General features: G+C 60.5%; 10 protein-coding genes, 1 tRNA gene and 1 pseudogene. 8 read left to right on the forward strand and 4 right to left on the reverse strand.

The window, feature by feature from the left end:
* Positions 1-423: a hypothetical protein gene (locus tag HNQ40_RS03275; RefSeq protein ID WP_184676354.1), complete on the reverse strand. Its 423-nt coding sequence runs from the start codon at positions 421-423 to the stop codon at positions 1-3.
* 1146 nt (positions 424-1569) lie between these two features.
* Between HNQ40_RS03275 and HNQ40_RS03280 the strand changes: the two genes are divergently transcribed.
* The 7 genes and pseudogenes from HNQ40_RS03280 to HNQ40_RS18685 all read left to right on the forward strand — a co-directional run.
* Positions 1570-2277 carry a recombinase family protein gene (locus HNQ40_RS03280; RefSeq protein ID WP_184676356.1) on the forward strand — a complete coding sequence of 236 codons (708 nt, stop codon included), beginning with the start codon at positions 1570-1572 and terminating at the stop codon, positions 2275-2277.
* A gap of 49 nt (positions 2278-2326) precedes the next feature.
* Positions 2327-2956: a hypothetical protein gene (locus HNQ40_RS03285; RefSeq protein ID WP_184676358.1), complete on the forward strand. Its 630-nt coding sequence runs from the start codon at positions 2327-2329 to the stop codon at positions 2954-2956.
* A gap of 970 nt (positions 2957-3926) precedes the next feature.
* Positions 3927-4334 carry a hypothetical protein gene (locus tag HNQ40_RS03290; RefSeq protein ID WP_184676360.1) on the forward strand — a complete coding sequence of 136 codons (408 nt, stop codon included), beginning with the start codon at positions 3927-3929 and terminating at the stop codon, positions 4332-4334.
* On the forward strand, positions 4327-5487 hold the full coding sequence (locus tag HNQ40_RS03295; RefSeq protein WP_184676362.1) for a bifunctional DNA primase/polymerase: 1161 nt from the start codon (positions 4327-4329) through the stop codon (positions 5485-5487). The genes HNQ40_RS03290 and HNQ40_RS03295 overlap by 8 nt, the downstream gene beginning before the upstream one ends.
* 91 nt (positions 5488-5578) lie before the next feature.
* Positions 5579-5965, forward strand: coding sequence for a hypothetical protein (locus HNQ40_RS03300; protein ID WP_184676364.1), 387 nt, complete (start codon positions 5579-5581; stop codon positions 5963-5965).
* A gap of 33 nt (positions 5966-5998) precedes the next feature.
* Entirely contained in the window at positions 5999-10069 is a 4071-nt protein-coding gene (locus tag HNQ40_RS03305) for a hypothetical protein (protein WP_184676366.1), read from the forward strand.
* A gap of 550 nt (positions 10070-10619) precedes the next feature.
* Positions 10620-11039 (forward strand): annotated as a pseudogene (locus HNQ40_RS18685) (phage integrase SAM-like domain-containing protein); the annotation flags it as partial.
* A gap of 728 nt (positions 11040-11767) precedes the next feature.
* Here HNQ40_RS18685 and HNQ40_RS03325 read toward each other — a convergent pair.
* Positions 11768-11842, reverse strand: a tRNA-Glu gene (locus HNQ40_RS03325).
* Positions 11843-12371: 529 nt separating this feature from the next.
* Between HNQ40_RS03325 and HNQ40_RS03330 the strand changes: the two genes are divergently transcribed.
* Positions 12372-14657, forward strand: coding sequence for an FHA domain-containing protein (locus HNQ40_RS03330; RefSeq protein ID WP_184676373.1), 2286 nt, complete (start codon positions 12372-12374; stop codon positions 14655-14657).
* Between the two features lie 41 nt (positions 14658-14698).
* On the opposite strand, the gene HNQ40_RS03335 is transcribed toward HNQ40_RS03330, so the two are convergent.
* Positions 14699-15568 carry a response regulator transcription factor gene (locus HNQ40_RS03335; protein WP_221435354.1) on the reverse strand — a complete coding sequence of 290 codons (870 nt, stop codon included), beginning with the start codon at positions 15566-15568 and terminating at the stop codon, positions 14699-14701.
* Between the two features lie 444 nt (positions 15569-16012).
* The gene (locus HNQ40_RS03340; protein WP_184676377.1) at positions 16013-16417 is read right to left on the reverse strand and encodes an NADH-quinone oxidoreductase subunit A; all 405 of its coding nucleotides are present in this window, start codon (positions 16415-16417) and stop codon (positions 16013-16015) included.
* Between the last annotated feature and the right edge of the window lie 85 nt (positions 16418-16502).

Below are 16502 nucleotides of genomic sequence, written 5' to 3' on the forward strand. Positions count from 1 at the left end.
CTACACAATCAGACGAGTCGTTGAGATATGTTCCACACGCTGCATGCCACCGGGGTCAAACCAACTTGGCATTTGTGGCAAGAACCCAATCGGCCGAAAATGCAGGCTGCGGACCAACACCAGATCAACGGTTTCGAATACGAGCGCTGTTGGAAATGAGGATTCCACACGAGGCGGTACTGTAAGCAGTTCAGAAATCGAGAAATCAATATCAATACACCCACATTCAGAGTGTGATTCCTCAACCGGAACGGGCAGCAAAGCATTGTTGGACGCATGGCTGCAGTCCAGTTCACATGCTTGAACTATATCGTCATCTGGATGCTCGTGCCCACCTCCAAAACAAATTACACCAGCCGTATTGCCAAGCAAAGCTTGGAACAACACGATTGCAGCAATCAAGATGGGTACCACTTTAGGCATGCTTATACGTAGCGTATATCGGCTAGCACAGTTCTACAAAATCAAATTCATATTTGAGTTTTCGTTATCACTTAATTCAAGATATACACGTCCACTCGACCTACCAGAAGTCATAGCCACTCCGAGACCACCCGCAGAGCGTACTAATGGCTCTAACGTATTCTGGGCAAAATTCGCGTCAAGCTATCTCATAGAACATGAGAGGCGATTTCCCCCCATACCCCCCTCGCGTCCTCACACCTCCAACTCAGCAACACATGCCCCCACCCCTTCTTGTCAACTCGTCAGGAGAAGGCGTCTAATCGCCTGAAACCGCCGGGCACCTGTGGGCTCGCCTGAGAGGTCGGAAGCTCTTAGGCGTCTTCTCTCTGGACCTGCTGGCCATTCACAGCTTGCCACCGACATGCCACAGCCCCCAAGCGGCACCGGCACATAGCACCGCGAGAGCTGCAAACATCCCCGCGACGTTGGGGACTCTGATAGCGACCTGAGCGAAGTCGATGGTGAACCACGCTGGCACGATTGCCACGGCGCGGAGGAGTATTCCTAGCCACCCGGATACATGTGGATTCACGGTCTGATCCTTGCGTTGGCCACCTCACGGGCGGCGTGAGTCGGTCCTTCCGAAATCTACCCGAAAATGCATAGACATTGACGAAAAGCCTCGGCCTCTCTGGTCGGGCTGTATCAGCGGGCTATCGGCCCAACTGTTCGCGGTAGAAGGCGACCATCAGCCGCCCCACCGATACAGCCTTCGCATCCTCTCCACGCTCCCACTCTGCGTACTGGTGAGCTTCAGCCGTGCTCTTCAGCCAGAAGGCATTCATAGCCCACCGACCGCTTCGCACAGTCACAGCTCCACCATCCAGATCAAGCATGAACCAACGTCCTGTCTCAACGAGTAGCTTCACCCGAAAGACTCCATGTATAAGCTGCCTCGTCGATGACGCTGACCGTCAACGCCACGCCGAAGCCTCACCAGCAAGATACCCACCTCTACACCTGCGCGCCACAACAAACTCAAAATAGTTCACGAAATGACGAGAAACCTCTGGCGCGCCGATGGCCGTGGCGCTACGATGGCGACCGTTACACATATCGAACGTCCGTTCGTGCCTGTAACGCCCACTATCCGAGGAGTAAAGCATGGTCAGTCAGCCCGCCCCACGATTCGTCGCGTATCACCGCGTGTCTACTGCACGCCAAGGCCGGTCAGGCTTGGGGCTGGAAGCCCAGGAGGAGGCCGTCCGGGTTCACACCGCTACGGTCGGCGGGACGATCCTGGAAGCCTTTACCGAGGTTGAGTCCGGCAAGCGGAGAGACCGGCCCGAGTTGGCCAAGGCATTAGCCGCGGCGAAGCGGCGGAAGGCTGTCCTCATCGTGGCCAAGCTGGATCGGCTGGCCCGTAACGTGGCGTTCCTCTCCGCCTTGATGGAGTCGGGGGTGGACTTCGTCGCCTGCGATAACCCGCACGCCTCCCGGCTGACGATTCACATTCTGGCGGCTGTTGCCGAGGATGAGGCTCGGCGGATCAGCGAGCGGACCAAGGCCGCACTGGCTGCGAGGAAGGCTCGGGGCTTGCCGCTGGGGAATCCGGCCAACCTCACGCCGGGGAACAGCCCCGCTCCTCAGATGAACAAGACGAAGGCCCAAGCGGACGCCGAGCGGATGCGGCCTGTGGTGGAGTCGATCCTCGGGGACACGTCTGTGGCCGTGGAATCCGTACGGGGACTGTGCAGGGAGTTGAAGGAGCGGGGGTATGTGACGGCGTCGGGGTCTGATTGGCACCCAACGTCCACGAGCCGCCTGCTCGTCAGACTTGGGCTTGAAATGCCTTCCACCCGTAATTACTGAAACTTCAAACGAACACTTACAACTCTCTACGAGTAGAAGAACTAGAGCTATGAACGAACCGAGTAAACAATTCATTGATATTGAGCACGGACGCGAACCGGCCGAGCTAACCGGCCACACTTACACCCCTAGTCAATTGCCGTGCAACGGTGAGACAGAAAACAGATGGAAAGGTTGGGTCACATGGTGGGGACTTAAGAAGGGTGATGTTGTCGGAGTACGCATGGCGGTTCAAAAACGTGACTACAGCGACGACCCCACAGCAGGCATCGAGATCGGAGGAATGTTCAAGTACGCATTGGCGGAAGTCGTGCACCTCAACTTCTCTCAGCCACAGCACCGAGTCCCTAGGCAAATAACCGTTGCCGTACTTGACGGCTATCCCACTGAGCTGAACGGCAAGTATTACGGGAAAGGATCGAAGTGCAGCGCGGCGTATCGACTCGGGGACCGCAAGTATCAGCTCGTTGCTCCGACACCGGCCGTAGTAGCCGCAGCACACGAGAAGGCAGAGTTTCCCACCGCAAGACTCACTTTCGCAGATCATGGTGACGGGGCGGGTCAGTCCGACGATCCAGAAGCGTACTACCAAGGAAAGACGGGCAGCCGCGGACGAAAGCTGAAGGTGAGGGCGGAGCAACAGCGAAAAAGACGCAATGCCCAGAAGGCAAAAATGTAACCTCAAACACCCCACGTAAATGTCTTTGTAAAAAGCACTTTGTGTTTAGACATCAGTTGTTGAATATAGGGTTGCGCTTGAGCCTCCAAGCGTGACTCCAGCCTCTATCTTGAGCGTCGTATCACTCGCCGCTTGAGTGGCTTACGTCCACCCCGCAGTTGATGTAAATCCACCCGAGGTTAAAGGACACATAAGCAATATACGAATCGCTCCTCTCCCGATCCCACACTCCCCTTCTCCTCACCAACCCCACCCCGGCCTAGTGTCCTACGAACGCCTCCCCTTCCATCCGTCGCCGCATTCACCACGCTGGGTGTGGCTCGTCGGTGTTGTCCGTCCGCCTGACTGATGCCCCCAGCGTTGATGGGCGTTCAATTGGCGGGCCGGGGTGGGTTGAGACCGACGGAGAAGCCCGCTACCCCCTAGCAGAGAGCGTGTAAGAGCTTCCGGGTGCCACACCGACCTCGTTCCCCCTCAGGAAGATCGAGACGCTTAGAGCCTCTCTCCTGACGAGTTGGACTATCCGTTGCCCCCTGGGGTCGTTCGGCTGCATGGGTGTTCTCTATGTTATGTCAGGGTTCGGACCACAGCCCCCACCAATCAGCTCTTCACGGTGCGTTGTGTCGTATTTCGGACGTAATCCCCCAGTACAACACCAACAGAGAAGTGGCTAGGAGACGCGTTATCCCTAGCCCGGCGTTTACCCACCGTGAACGCTCGGACGCACGCTAAGCACATCTCTGTGGTTGCTTGGCCCATCACGCAACAGGGAAGCCTGTAAGGGCCCGAAGCTGAGTACGACCGTTGGCCCTTCTAAGACTCTGAAAGCCAGCAGAGCCTTCGGTAGTGGATGGAACAACGATCTTTTACCGCACCAGCTACACACCTTTCTTACCCCTTGCCTCGTCCCCCGCCGTCGCGGAGGGACTTTCTCACACCCACCCCTTCTCAATCGAAAGGACTTTGCCCAATGAACTCGCACTCTCAGAATCAATCGAACTATTGGAGGAACCGCAAAAACAGGATGAACGGCTGCGTAGTGGACCCAGACGCACCGCCGCCCACACACGACGTCATTGCATGGACGTACGGCGGGCATCCGCCAACCGAACGCATGGGATCAGCAGCCAAGCTGGCCCGCCTCCTCGAACACACCCCATATCTCACTATCAATGCCGAAATGCTCTGGATGCTGACAGGAGTCAGGTCTAACCGTCACGCGAAGGCGATGCGTGATCCGCGTGTTGCTGCAGTGGCTGAACGTCGGGGATGGCGGCAGTTGATCGAAAACAGACCGAGCGGCGGTAAACGCTCATCCCTGACCCGCGAACCCATCGAAGATCGAAAGGACTCGATTAGTGCCCACGAAAATGAATGACCTGAACAAGCTATTGAGGAAAGAAGCCTTGGCGGCAGTGGGGAGAGGCTGGAAGGTGTTCCCACTGGCACCGCGGAGCAAGATGCCTCTACGCAACTCGGCGGGCTGGAAGGACGCATCGACTTGCCCCGAGCAGGTCCAGCTTTGGTGGAGTAAGACTCCGGAGGCCAACATCGGACTGGCAACGGGGGAAGTCTCAGGCGTGGTTGTCCTCGATGTTGATCCACAACACGGGGGAAATGAATCCCTAACAGCTCTGGAGGCGGAACACGGCCCCCTGCCGACTACCGTAGAGACGGCCACAGGCGGAGGAGGAAGGCACCTCTACTTCAACCACCCAGGCCGACGGATCAGCACAAGCATTTCGAAGATCGGTGATGGCCTAGATGTACTGGGAGATCGTGGCAGTGTGGTACTTCCCGAATCGATTCACAAGACAGGAACTGTGTACGAGTGGACCCATTCACCAAACACCACACCCATCGCTGACCTACCGGGTTGGCTTGGGAAGCTGATGGATGGTCCACCAAGTGGGAGTTATTCTTCCCCTGTATATACCCCACCTGTAAATCTGTCCTCTCTCTCCTCATCTGTCCTCTCTGTCACACCTGAACTTGAGTCCCTGATTGTCTCCACCCAACCCACCGCTGAGGGCCAGCGTCACCGCAGGCTGTTTGATCTAGCCAGAGGCTTGAAGGCCTTACCCGAATACGCTCAGGCCGAGGCGAGGGCCGTAAGGCAGATCGTCAAGCAATGGCACGCACTCGCACAGCCAATCATCGGGACAAAAGAATGGGAGGCGACATGGGGGGACTTCGTCGAATCCTGGCCCAAGGTGAAGCACCCTGCCGGAACAGGACCTTTCGCGGAGGCTGTTTCTAGGGCAAAGCAAGCGCCGAACCCCCCAGAAGCCGAGGAATTCGACTCGCCCAGCACCAAGCTGTTACTCCGTATCTGCCGGGAACTACAACGCCAAGCCGGGGACGAGCCCTTCTACTTAGCTTGTAGAACCGCGGCTCAAGCTATCAGCATCAACCACAACTCAGCAAGCCGACTTCTCAAGATGTTCACCGCTGACGGACTCCTTGAATTAGTCGCCAAGAACACCACCCACAGGGCTACCCGCTACCGATACCTCGGCTCTATGGACTGAACCACCCACAGCACCAACCGCACAAGTACTCGCCCAGCCGACCACGGCGATGGGATGCGTTGCTGTGCGCCTACCCCGAAAGACCTATCCAATGAAAACCCCCACCAAGACCATCGTCCGCCGCGAACCCTACCGAGAAACCGACAAGAACGGCCGTGAGGTCGTCCGCGTTCCGCTCGCAGGCGGTCTACACACCGCCACACTCTACGCCGAAGACTTCGACCGCATCATCGCCGACGGCTGGAGCGACCAATGGCAACACGTATCCAATTACAGGGGCCGTCGATATGTCCGTGTATGCCATCGAGACGGTGGCAATAGACGAGAGAGCATCCACCGCCTAGTCGTGGACGCAGGCCCAGGCCAAGCGGTCATGTTCAAGACGGACAACACCCTCGACCTGCGTCCGAGCAACCTCATCGTGTGCCGCAAGAAGGACCAACAGCGTCCCTATGTGACCCACCTCCTATACGACTGACCCGCCCACCACACCAACACGAAACACCCAACTATGACTGAAAACACCTTCAACCCCACCGCGGCTGCCGCCGAATCAGTGGAAGTGGGCGAGGTCGTCTCGACCGTCCCCGCCTCCTCCGCTGCCCCTCCCCGACTCCCCTCTCCCGACGCCCGCTTCCGAGCGGAAAACGAGCCTCCCTCGTTCTTCGCGACCTTCTCCGCTGCGTGGCAGGACAACACCCTTACCGCCGCGGGCCTCCGGTTCATCAACCGTGAGCAGCAACAGCTCGACACGACCTTCCGGTGGACAGATAAGGAATTTGAACAGCTCACCGCCGACCTCCCCCTCGAAACCCTCGACGAGTTCCGCGGAGCTGTCTCCTACAGCCACGCTCAAACCATCAGGCAGAGAATCCTCGATTCACAGGAACGCAAGGCCACTCTCGCGGACGCCGGATGGACAGGCGCGACACTGTCGATGGTTTCCGCCATAACCGACCCCGTCACGCTCATCGCTGGTGCCCTCACAGGTGGGACCGCGTGGGCCGGAGGCATTGGCCGAGGTGCCTGGGCCTATCGAGCCGGTAAAGGTGCCTTAGCTGGTGCGGCTTTCACCGGTACCGAGGAAGCTCTCCTCAACCTCGAAGACCCAATCCGCGACTACACCGATGTGATGGTTGCCTCCCTCTACGGGGCAGCCTTCGGGGGCACGATCAACGTCGCCGCTCCGCAGCTTCGCAACGCCTACGTCAAGACCTCCAGCCGCCTCGAAGCCCAGGCGATGAACCGTGCGGGCATCCCGCTGAGTGAGCTGGGAACAGACCTCGCCGGAACCTCGCCTCAGAGAGCCTCTAAGCGTCTCAAACAGGTGGATAGTCCAGAGGCCTTCGGGGAGGTCTCCTCAACACACAGGGCTCTCTCCGAGACCCTAGAGACGCTCTCAGATGCCAAACTCCTCGGCACCTCCGGTGTGCGGGCAGCTCGTCAAATCCTCTCCGTCGTCAACCCCAAACTACTCGCCCGCGTCTCCCTCTCTGCCGCGGACGATATCCGTAACGCTGTGGGAGAGTCAGTGGAAAATGCCTTGGGATCGACTCGGCAGGTTGGCGACGGGTTCCAAGTGAACCTCCGCCGGTCGGAGAGCGGGGCGAAGGGGAAACGCCAACTCGGCGTCCTCCTCCACGAGATCGGCCACGCTGCACACAAGACCCTTGATCCCGCAGCAGCCAAGCAATTCAACTCTCTGGTGGCTGACCTCCGAGATCGGAATCAGCTCCGCCAGTTCGTTACCGCGATCGCAGGCCGAGACGTCGCCCGTGACCTGTCCCGGCTTGAAGCCGACCCGGCGGAACTGTTCGGGGAAGTCTTCTCCAAGTCCCTGATTGCCCGGTACGGGGGAGATGCCGTTTCCGACTACTCCAAGCGAGTCGGCCGACAGGCGGAGAAGTACCGCGAGGGAGCGGGGCTAGACCCGAAGCTCCTACGCGGCTTCGATAAGATCGTGGACACCGCGGCGGGAATCGATCCCGCCAAGCTGGAGTTCGAGCCGCAGCTACCGCAGGCACCTTCGCAGGCTTACCTCGACATAGAAGAGGCAACAGCAGCCGCAGATGAGGTTCTATTCGACGTAGCAAGCGACACGCCCGACCAGCTCACCGGCTTGGAGCGGCGGCTCCGCTTCGACCTCGCAGCAGACATGCTTTCGTCCAGTGTGGAGCGTATCCGGGGCATAGGGTCTTACCTGCTCTACAACGGCGTGGGCGATCCGGACAAGGTCCGCATCCGCTCTACTGAGGAGGCCATCAGCCAAACCAGCGAGCGGATCAGAGTTGAGCTGTACGCCAAGGTGAATCCCGCCTTCGAGTCCTGGGCGAGAAGCCAAGGCAGCGGCCTGAAAGCGGTGAGTGACGTTGCCCGTGCGGACTTCTTCGAGCAAGTCGGCCGGGTGATGCACTTGGAGCAACTACCCGAAGGCATCGACGCCAACGTGGCCACGGCAGCAACAGCCATGCGTCGAGCCATCAACTCGGCTCTCAAGCACGCCGTGAACTCCAAGGTTCCCGGAGCCAAGGAGGCTGCCAAGGGTCTATTCAACTACCGCCCTCGCGTTGCGTCACAGTCGAAGCGTCTCAACACGACCCGCCGTTACGGCAAGAAGGCCATCGTGGATTGGTTCCAAGGGGCAATCCTCTCCGCGTCTAAGAAGCTCAATGCTGCCGATGCCGACGACGTCCGCGTAGCTCGTCAGATGGCCCGCGGTTACGTGGCTCGCCTGGAGAAGTTCCGTGGGGAAGCAGCGTATCGGGTGAACTCTGGCCTAGCCGGAACAGCCGATGAGTTGGACGAAGTCCTCGCCCTGTTCAAAGACCAAGGAAAGATGACGGACGCCGATATCGCCAAGGCCAAGGATATTCTCGTCAACCCCGAGGACGGACGCCCCGACATATTCAAGGCCCGCATGCCACTTGATGAGGACTACGTCCAGAAGACCAAGGACGGCGAGATCGCTTTCCACGACCTCTTCGAGACCGACGCGGAGAAGCTCGCTCAGTATTACATCCGCTCCTCTGTCCGAGAGTCGGAGTTCTACTCTTTGCGTCGTCGCTTCGCCGACCCGAAGAAGGACACACGCACCACCAAGGCGCTAGACGATGAGGGGAACGTCGCCGGGGAGACCTCCGAGCTGGTGGTCCCCTCATGGGAGGAACTCATGGGCCGCATAGCGGCAGACATGCAGAACCTCGACCCGAAGACGTTCAAAGCGGAGAAGGCCCGCCTCGACCGCCTCGACGATGCCGGGAAGATTCTCTCCGGGCAGATCGATGAATCGAGCGGCGGCCACCAAGCCGCCCGTCTGCTTATGAAGTCCAACTTCAACCGCATCGCGGCTGCGTTTGGTATCGCACAGATCGCAGAGATTCCCGTGGCCGTGGCCAGTCAGGGACTAGGCGTGATGGTCCGCTCCATCCCCGAGTTCCGCCGCATCCTCACAAACCGGGCACAGACGCTGGTGAATAACGATGACGGAGTCCTTAGCGAACTCATCGGTATGGGTATCGGTGCAGAGGGTTGGACCCGACCGAGCCGCCTTATGCAAGACGTAGCGGGCGACTTGGAATGGGATCGCCAGATGCTCAGCACCGCGGACAAGGCAGAGAAGCTCCTCGACAAAGGGGGCCGGATCGTGTCCATCGTGGGCGGTCTACAGCCCATCACCAACTGGACGCGGGTTGCGTGCGCCAACACGCTGGCCCATCGCATCGGTATGAATGCCCTAGGCGAAGGCCGAACCATTCGCCTCGAACGCCTGCGCGATATGGGGTGGGATGAAGCCGCCGCCGACGCGATCTATGAGCAGTTCAGGAAGCACGCCGAGTTCAACGGCAAGAAGCTGGTCCGGATGAACCTGGATGAGTGGGACGAAGACGTGGCCTCTACGTTCGCCTATGGCGTCACACAGAAGACCCACGCGATCATCCAGCAAAACCACCTCGGCGGTCAGCCCAAATGGTTCGCGTCGTCACCCGTGATGAAGATGCTCCTCCAGTTCCGCAGCTTTCAGCTCCAAGCATGGACCAATCAGACTCTCCGCGGTCTCAAGTATTGGGACATGGAGACGTTCGCCAACTTCTCTCTGCTCGCCTTCGGCGGTGGCCTGTCGTACGCAGCCCTCGTGGCTGTGCGGGCTTCGTCGCAGGAAGACCCGGCGGAGTACCTCGCGGAGCATCTAACGCCTCAGCGGATGGCTATGGGGGCGTTCGCCCGTAGTGGCTTCTCCTCCATCATCCCGACGGTGGCCGACACGGCGGGCGACATGTTCCTCAACTTCCAGTTCTTCTCCAACACACGAACCAGCGGACTGCGACAGAACGCCATCATGGGCATACCCACGGTGGACCTGCTCGCGGAGAAGCTACCGGGAGCCATTGGAGCGGTCGCCTCGCCCATCAGGCCAGACTACAACCTGTCGAGTGAGGACGTCCGCAACTTCCGCTCTCTGATCCCGCTGCAAAACCTCATCGGCATCGACCACACCTTCAGGTCTATCGAAGGCCAACTGCCTAAGCGTTCGCAGAAGGCCGACGCCAAGAACAGTCTCGACGCTCTACTCAACGAAGAGTGAGCTAACACCACACAACACAACGCGACTAGCAGGGCCACTCCTTGGGCATCACCGCCTGGGGTTTGGCCCTGCTTTTGTTGCGCAGGAACACACCTCAATGACCCGAAACACCCAGCCAGATAGCTGGCTCGACAGTTACGAAGACCAAGACAACGAGCGGCACAAGAACACCGCCAACTCACCCACTACCGCGGGCAGCCTCACCCCTCTACTCGTGAACACAGCAGAAGCCGCCCGACTCCTCGGAGGCATCAACCCAAAGACCCTCCAGAAGTGGCGGGATAACGGCCATCTCGACGGGGCATGGTTCCGGATCGACGGCCCCATCCTCTACTGCGTGGACGCACTCAAGGAGGCGGTGAGGCGGCTATGTGAAGCCTCAGCCTTGACAGCGCGCTCCGATCCATCACACTAACCCCACCGGGAAACTCTTATGGCAAGTCTCTACACCGAGCACAACCGCCGCACGATTCAGATAAACAACCTGCCGCAGCGTCCCAAACTGCGGCTAGGACACATCCGTCTACGCCAAGCTCAGTCAATCCTGACGATGGTTGAAGCGTTGGTCGCCTCTCACGTCGCAGGCCTTCCCGTCGGAGACGACGTCGGCCGGTGGCTCGATACCATCGACGGCACACTCAAGGATCAACTGGCCGCAATCGGCCTGATTGACAAACCAAAGGCAGGCAGGCTCGGCAAGCTCACCGAGTTCTACATCACGCGGAAAGAGGAAGCCAAGTGCAAGGCGGGTACGCTCACACGGCTGCGACAATCCGCGAAGGACGCTATCAGCTTCTTTGGGTACGACCGCAGAGTGCACACCATCACGGAGGCGCACTGCGAGGACTTCCGGCACTACCTCCTGCACAAACGGACACCTAAGACTCTCAGCGAGGCTACAACCCGCAAGCGTTGCGGTGATATCCGTGCGATGTTCACTAGCGCGATCAAGGCAGGCGTGTTACGCTCCAACCCGATGCAAGCCGTGCCCACTGCAAACATCAGCACCACCCAACGCCAATTCATCTCCGAGGCCGACGCGGTCAAGGTGATGGAGCAGTTCCCTAACGCTCAATGGCGGCTTCTGTTCGCCTTAGCTCGCTGGGGCGGACTACGAGTCCCGAGCGAACCCCAGGCATTGACTTGGGCGGATATCAATTTCGACGACAACCGGATGACCGTCCACAGCCCCAAGACAGAGGGCTACGTGGGCAAAGAGTCACGGATTGTCCCGATCTTCCCGGAGATACTCGGCCCGCTCCAAGACGTGTTCGATCAGGCAGAAGTGGGCGAGGTGTTCGTACTCCCGATGCTTCAGGACCGAACCGGAGCCGCACTGCGGAAACCAATGGAGAAGGCTGTCAAAGCCGCAGGCCTACAACAGTGGCCGCGGATGTGGCACAACCTGCGGGCCACTCGGCAGACCGAGCTTGAGGACAACTTCCCCACCCACGTAGTTTGCTCGTGGATCGGCAACAGTCCCGGCATCGCCCAACAGCACTACCTACAGACCACTGAGGACCACTTCGCGGCAGCGATTCGCTCCCCAGAACCCGTGGTGCAGTCAGGTCTAGTCTTTGGTGCAGAATCCGGTGCAGTAGACGACGGAAACGGAGAGAAATGCTCCGTAATCTGCACCACTCCTACCAATGAAAAAGCGGAAAACCTTGATATAGAAGGCTTTCCGCAAGTATCAAGTGACCCCTACGGGATTCGAACCCGTGTTGCCTGGATGAAAACCAGGTGTCCTAGACCAGACTAGACGAAGGGGCCAACCGAAGTCGGTCCGACATTCTAGCGATCCTCGCAAACTCGGCAACCCGAAGGCAGGAAATCATTTATTCAGATGCCGACCCTAGTTCTTCGGGGCTCTGCAGGCGGGGGCGAGGAGCGGGCCGGGGCTTGGCTTAGTGCTTTGCCGGGCGGGGCTTAGTGAAGGCGAGCGGTACGGCGGGTGCCGTTTATCGGACACCCCGGGCGTGATTTGCAGGGGATGCGAACTTTGGCCGCGCCCATGCGTTCTATAGGTTGCAGGCCGCTGCGTGGCGGTTTGGGGCGTTTGATCGAGATGGATGAGACCTCAGGCCATGCCCGAGCCCGAGTTAAAGTTCAATCTGGAGGGGCTTGGCGGGTCTCCTGTGATAAACTACAGAACGCCTTGAATTGCGTTCAAGGCGGCTTCTGAATCACCCGCTTCTCCGACGCAGCCCCCGGCCCGTGGCTGCGTAACACAAGGGCCTGCGGCCTCCGCCGCGCCGCCCGCGCCGTCGCCCGGGGGGACCCGACGCACCAGGACGTAACCTTGCTGACTTTGATCCAGTTCAATCCCGACGAGCGAACCAAGCCGCAAACGTTCCATCTCTCGGCGGATCAGCCCCACGTCATCGGCCGACGCAACGGCGAGGTCCAACTGCTCGACACCCGCATCTCTCGCCAGCACGCCGAGGTCTCGGTCCAGAACGGGACCTGGGTCATCCGCGACCTGAATTCCTCGAACGGCACGTGGGTCAACGGCGACCGCGTCGAAGGCCTGTGCGAACTCGAAGAAGGCGATCGCCTGGTGGTCGGGCGGGTCACCCTGATCGTCGGCCACGTCGCGGTCGATGAGACCGAGGTGGGCATCACCATGCCCGCCCCGCCGACCGAATCGGAAACCGAAGCGCCCGCTCTTCCGGAACCCGAGGCCGAGCCCACGCTCGAGGCGGATGCGCCCGAGGGCCTGGACCTTGAGGCAGACATCGAGCTCGAGCCGATCGACTTCGATGGCGTGATCGATGAGGAACCACCCCAGGAACCAAGCGAACCCGACGCCTCTGCCGATGAAGTGCTGGCGGTGTCCCCGGAGTCGGACGAGGTTTCGTCGCCGACCCAAGACGAGGCCGACCTGCTCGACCTGAGCAACGAGTCGGAAGAAGACGCGGGGTTGAGTGCTTCGTCACTGGGTCCGACGCTCGCCGCTCCGCCGGAGTCTGAGCTCGAAGCTGGGCTGGATGAACCGGGGGTGGAAGACGAGTACGCCGCGACGATGGACTTCGTCACGCCGACCACCCGCCCGAACTCGCCGCTGGACGACAGCGACGCGCCCTCCGAACTCCCGGAAGAGCAAGGCGCGGCTTCGGCGGATGACTCTGATGATGCGCCGCCGGTCGTCGGTCTCTCGCTGGACATGCCCGGCCCGTCGGATGAACCGGGAGACGACCGGGGCGATGAGGACCACGCTCTGGAGGAATCGCTGGAAGCTTCCTTGGAGCTGAGCGATCTACCCGGCGATGACGACGCCAACGACGACACGGCAGACCCGCAAGCCGCGGCAGACGACAAGCCCGCCGAGAAAACCCCGGCCTACGTCGAGGAACGGACGGGCCCGGATTGGGTCGAGTCCGAAGAGCAGCAGGAACTCTCGCCCGAGTGGTCGTCGAACCGCGGCTCGTCCGGCAAGAAGAAGGCGCTGATTGCATTGGTGCTGTTGGCGTTGGCTGGTGGCGGAGCGTATTGGGCGATCAACACCATGCAGTCGGACACGACGACCGCGGTTGTCTCGCCGGGCGATGGCTCGGCGGCTCCTGCGGGACCGGTGGCCCAAGCCCCGCCCACCCAAACCCAAGCCTCGACTCCGCCTACCCCCAAGCCGCAGACACCCGCCGTCGCGCCGCCTGTCGAAGTCGCCGAGGCCGACGAAACGCTCGACGTTCCCAAGTCCAACGCCTTCGGCCAGGCCCCGACCCTGACCACCCCCCCGCCGCAGATCACCCCGCCTAAGACAACGCCCACGCCGCCGGCCGTCGTCGAAGCCCCCACCCAGGTCCCCGCCGAGGAACCTGCACCGACCGACACCACGGTTGAAGCTACCCGCGTGGACACCCCCGAAGTGCCAGAGCCCCCGGCCGTTCCCACGGAAACCGACACCAACTCCGGCGCTGCGGTGGCGGCGCTCGATCCGCCCGCGGCCAACGACGCGCAGCTGACGCCCGTGCCGACTGAACCCGCGGAGGCTGAGACGCCCCCGCCCCCCGCCATCCCGGTGGAGGCCCAACGCCTGGTCTTTGTGATCGATGCCTCGGGCTCGATGGTTGACTCGATGAACCAAGGCGCGTTGAGTTGGCTCGAACAACGCTTGGCCTTGATGTCGGATCACGACCAGTTCGCGGTGCTGTTCTTCCGTGATAACGAGGTGATCGAGGTCCCGCCGATGGGCATGAAGCCCGGCGACAGCCTGTCGCGTGAGCACGCCCTGGCGTGGGTCGCTCCCGACGCGGGGCACGTCCGCCCCCGGGGCAAGTCCGAGCCGCTCAACGCGTTGCAACAAGCCCTGCAGTACGGGCCCACCGACCTGTTCATCCTCTCGGACGACAAGTTCGGCCAACGCAAAGCCGCCGCCGCGATCGATGTGCGAGACCTCGAATCTCTGCTGGGCGATCAGAAGACGCTGATCCACACCGTCCAGTTCTTCTACCCCAGCCCCGAAGACCGCCGACTCGAAGCCATCGCCAAGCGTTTCGGCGGTACCTACGAGTTTGTCGAAGAGCCGCCGTTCGACATCAACCCCGGAGACAACCTCGGGGTCGATCTGCTGGGCATCTCGCGGTAACACCGTCGATAACATCCCCGCGTAGGGCAATAGGTCGCTATTTATTCCGACCCTGCCGCCTGTAGATCCGCCAGGCGTTGTTCCAGCGACTCGACGCTGCGTTGCAGGCTGTCGATCAGCTTCATCTGGCCGAGTTCCGCCGCGGCCCGTTCCGCGCAGATGCGGAGCACCGTCTCGGTGGCCGGGTTGAACGAGGCCGCCGGGTCGTCCAGCACCGCCACCAAAGTCCCGATGGTCTCCTGAGACAACGGGTCGTCCAACCGCACCCCGACGTAACTCGCCACCTCGAAACTCGATTGAGCGGCGTGCGTGGGGAACACTTCGGGGAAGTTGCCTTCGCACTGATAAAAGTCTCGCTCGATCGAGGCTTCGCACGGCGACCCCACAAAGGGAAAACGTACTTCGTCGACCAACGCCCCCCGGTAGGTCATCGCGACCGAACGCATCGTGCCCAGATCGTGTTCGCAGAACATGAGGCCCGCGCCGGTCGTGCCCAACTCCTGGCTCAAGGTTTTGCAGAGCATCTGGGCGTAGTTCATGCCGACCATACTGGTGCAGGCCCACTCGATCCGCCGGACCAACTCCGCCGCATGCGGGTCTTCGCTCAACTGGCCACGCGGGTCCCGCTCGGAGATCAGCGGCGGCACCGCGTCGACCCCCTCCAGCGGAGCTAAGCCGACCTGGATGGCGATCCGCGCGAGCTCCACACGGTTACTCGCCCCCAGTTTTCGGCCCAGTGACTGGCGGTGGGTCTCAATGGTCTTCTGACTGCGAAACAAGGTCTCGGCGATTTTCGGGATCGAATAACCCTGGCCGATCAGAGCCAGGACCTGTTGCTCCCGTTTGGTTAATACGCTGATATCGCGGTTAATGATTCGTATCTCCAGTCCCTCGGATCGACCCCACAACAACTCGGGTCCAATCCCCCGGTGTAAAGCGTCAATCGTCCTGACCTACGCCTCGGCGAAACCTAGGCTGCACCTTAGATTGATCCTAGAGAAATCTGGATTCACCGCTTCAGGTGAAGACCTGAATTTGGGTGAGTTAACTCTTTTATATGTTTACACTTGGGGCAACTACTCATAAGATGCAAGGGAAGCACCGGTCAAGGTGTGGGGCTTGCCCCCATATTCGCCCCGATTGTCTTCGCTCCGTCGGCGTCTACCAACCCCCCAACGCCGGCGGGGTTTTTTTGTACCCCACACATCCGGTGGGCTCTGACCAAACCGCGAATCGCAGCCGGTGAATCCAAACCGCCTGACACATAAAACAGCCGCAGCCGAATAAATCCAGCCGCTCAACACTGAATTTGATGGTTGTGATGCATCGCCAAGCCCGCGGGGCTTGCCGTGCGATCAGTCGTAGCGGAACACGCCCTTACGCCACGCATAGGCGAACGCGATGATGCTCGTCAGGATGAAAAACAGCATCCGCCCAAAGAAGATCGGCGAGAGCACTTCGCCCTCGGCCCCGCCCAGACTCGGGAAGGTCGTCGCCCAGGGGTAGAGGAACACGATCTCCACGTCGAACAGCAGAAACGTCATCGCCACGACGTAGAACCGCACATTGAACCGCCGGCGGGCGTCGCCGATGGGGTTCATGCCCGATTCGTACACGGTGCCCTTGACCTCGCCCTTGCGGCTCGGCCCCAGCAGGTGCGTCAGCACGATGTTGCCCACGCCAAACCCGATCGCCATCAACAGCAACACGCCCACGGCGGCCCACATGGCAAACGAACTGGATGCAAGGATCATCGGCATCCCACGAGTTTACCCAAGCCCGGCGGCCGTGTCACACCGGAAAAGGCGATCCCCCAGACGGATCCGGTGCCCCCAACGCCGAGCC

The sequence above is a fragment of the Algisphaera agarilytica genome, from assembly GCF_014207595.1.
Lineage (GTDB): Bacteria > Planctomycetota > Phycisphaerae > Phycisphaerales > Phycisphaeraceae > Algisphaera > Algisphaera agarilytica.

What these genes read in the sequence shown, in the direction of transcription:
- HNQ40_RS03275 (WP_184676354.1), bottom strand. Translation starts at nt 423, where the DNA reads ATGCCTAAAGTGGTACCCATCTTGATTGCTGCAATCGTGTTGTTCCAA.
- HNQ40_RS03340 (WP_184676377.1), bottom strand. Translation starts at nt 16,417, where the DNA reads ATGCCGATGATCCTTGCATCCAGTTCGTTTGCCATGTGGGCCGCCGTG.
- HNQ40_RS03295 (WP_184676362.1), top strand. Translation starts at nt 4,327, where the DNA reads ATGAATGACCTGAACAAGCTATTGAGGAAAGAAGCCTTGGCGGCAGTG.
- HNQ40_RS03300 (WP_184676364.1), top strand. Translation starts at nt 5,579, where the DNA reads ATGAAAACCCCCACCAAGACCATCGTCCGCCGCGAACCCTACCGAGAA.
- HNQ40_RS03285 (WP_184676358.1), top strand. Translation starts at nt 2,327, where the DNA reads ATGAACGAACCGAGTAAACAATTCATTGATATTGAGCACGGACGCGAA.
- HNQ40_RS03305 (WP_184676366.1), top strand. Translation starts at nt 5,999, where the DNA reads ATGACTGAAAACACCTTCAACCCCACCGCGGCTGCCGCCGAATCAGTG.
- HNQ40_RS03290 (WP_184676360.1), top strand. Translation starts at nt 3,927, where the DNA reads ATGAACTCGCACTCTCAGAATCAATCGAACTATTGGAGGAACCGCAAA.
- HNQ40_RS03280 (WP_184676356.1), top strand. Translation starts at nt 1,570, where the DNA reads ATGGTCAGTCAGCCCGCCCCACGATTCGTCGCGTATCACCGCGTGTCT.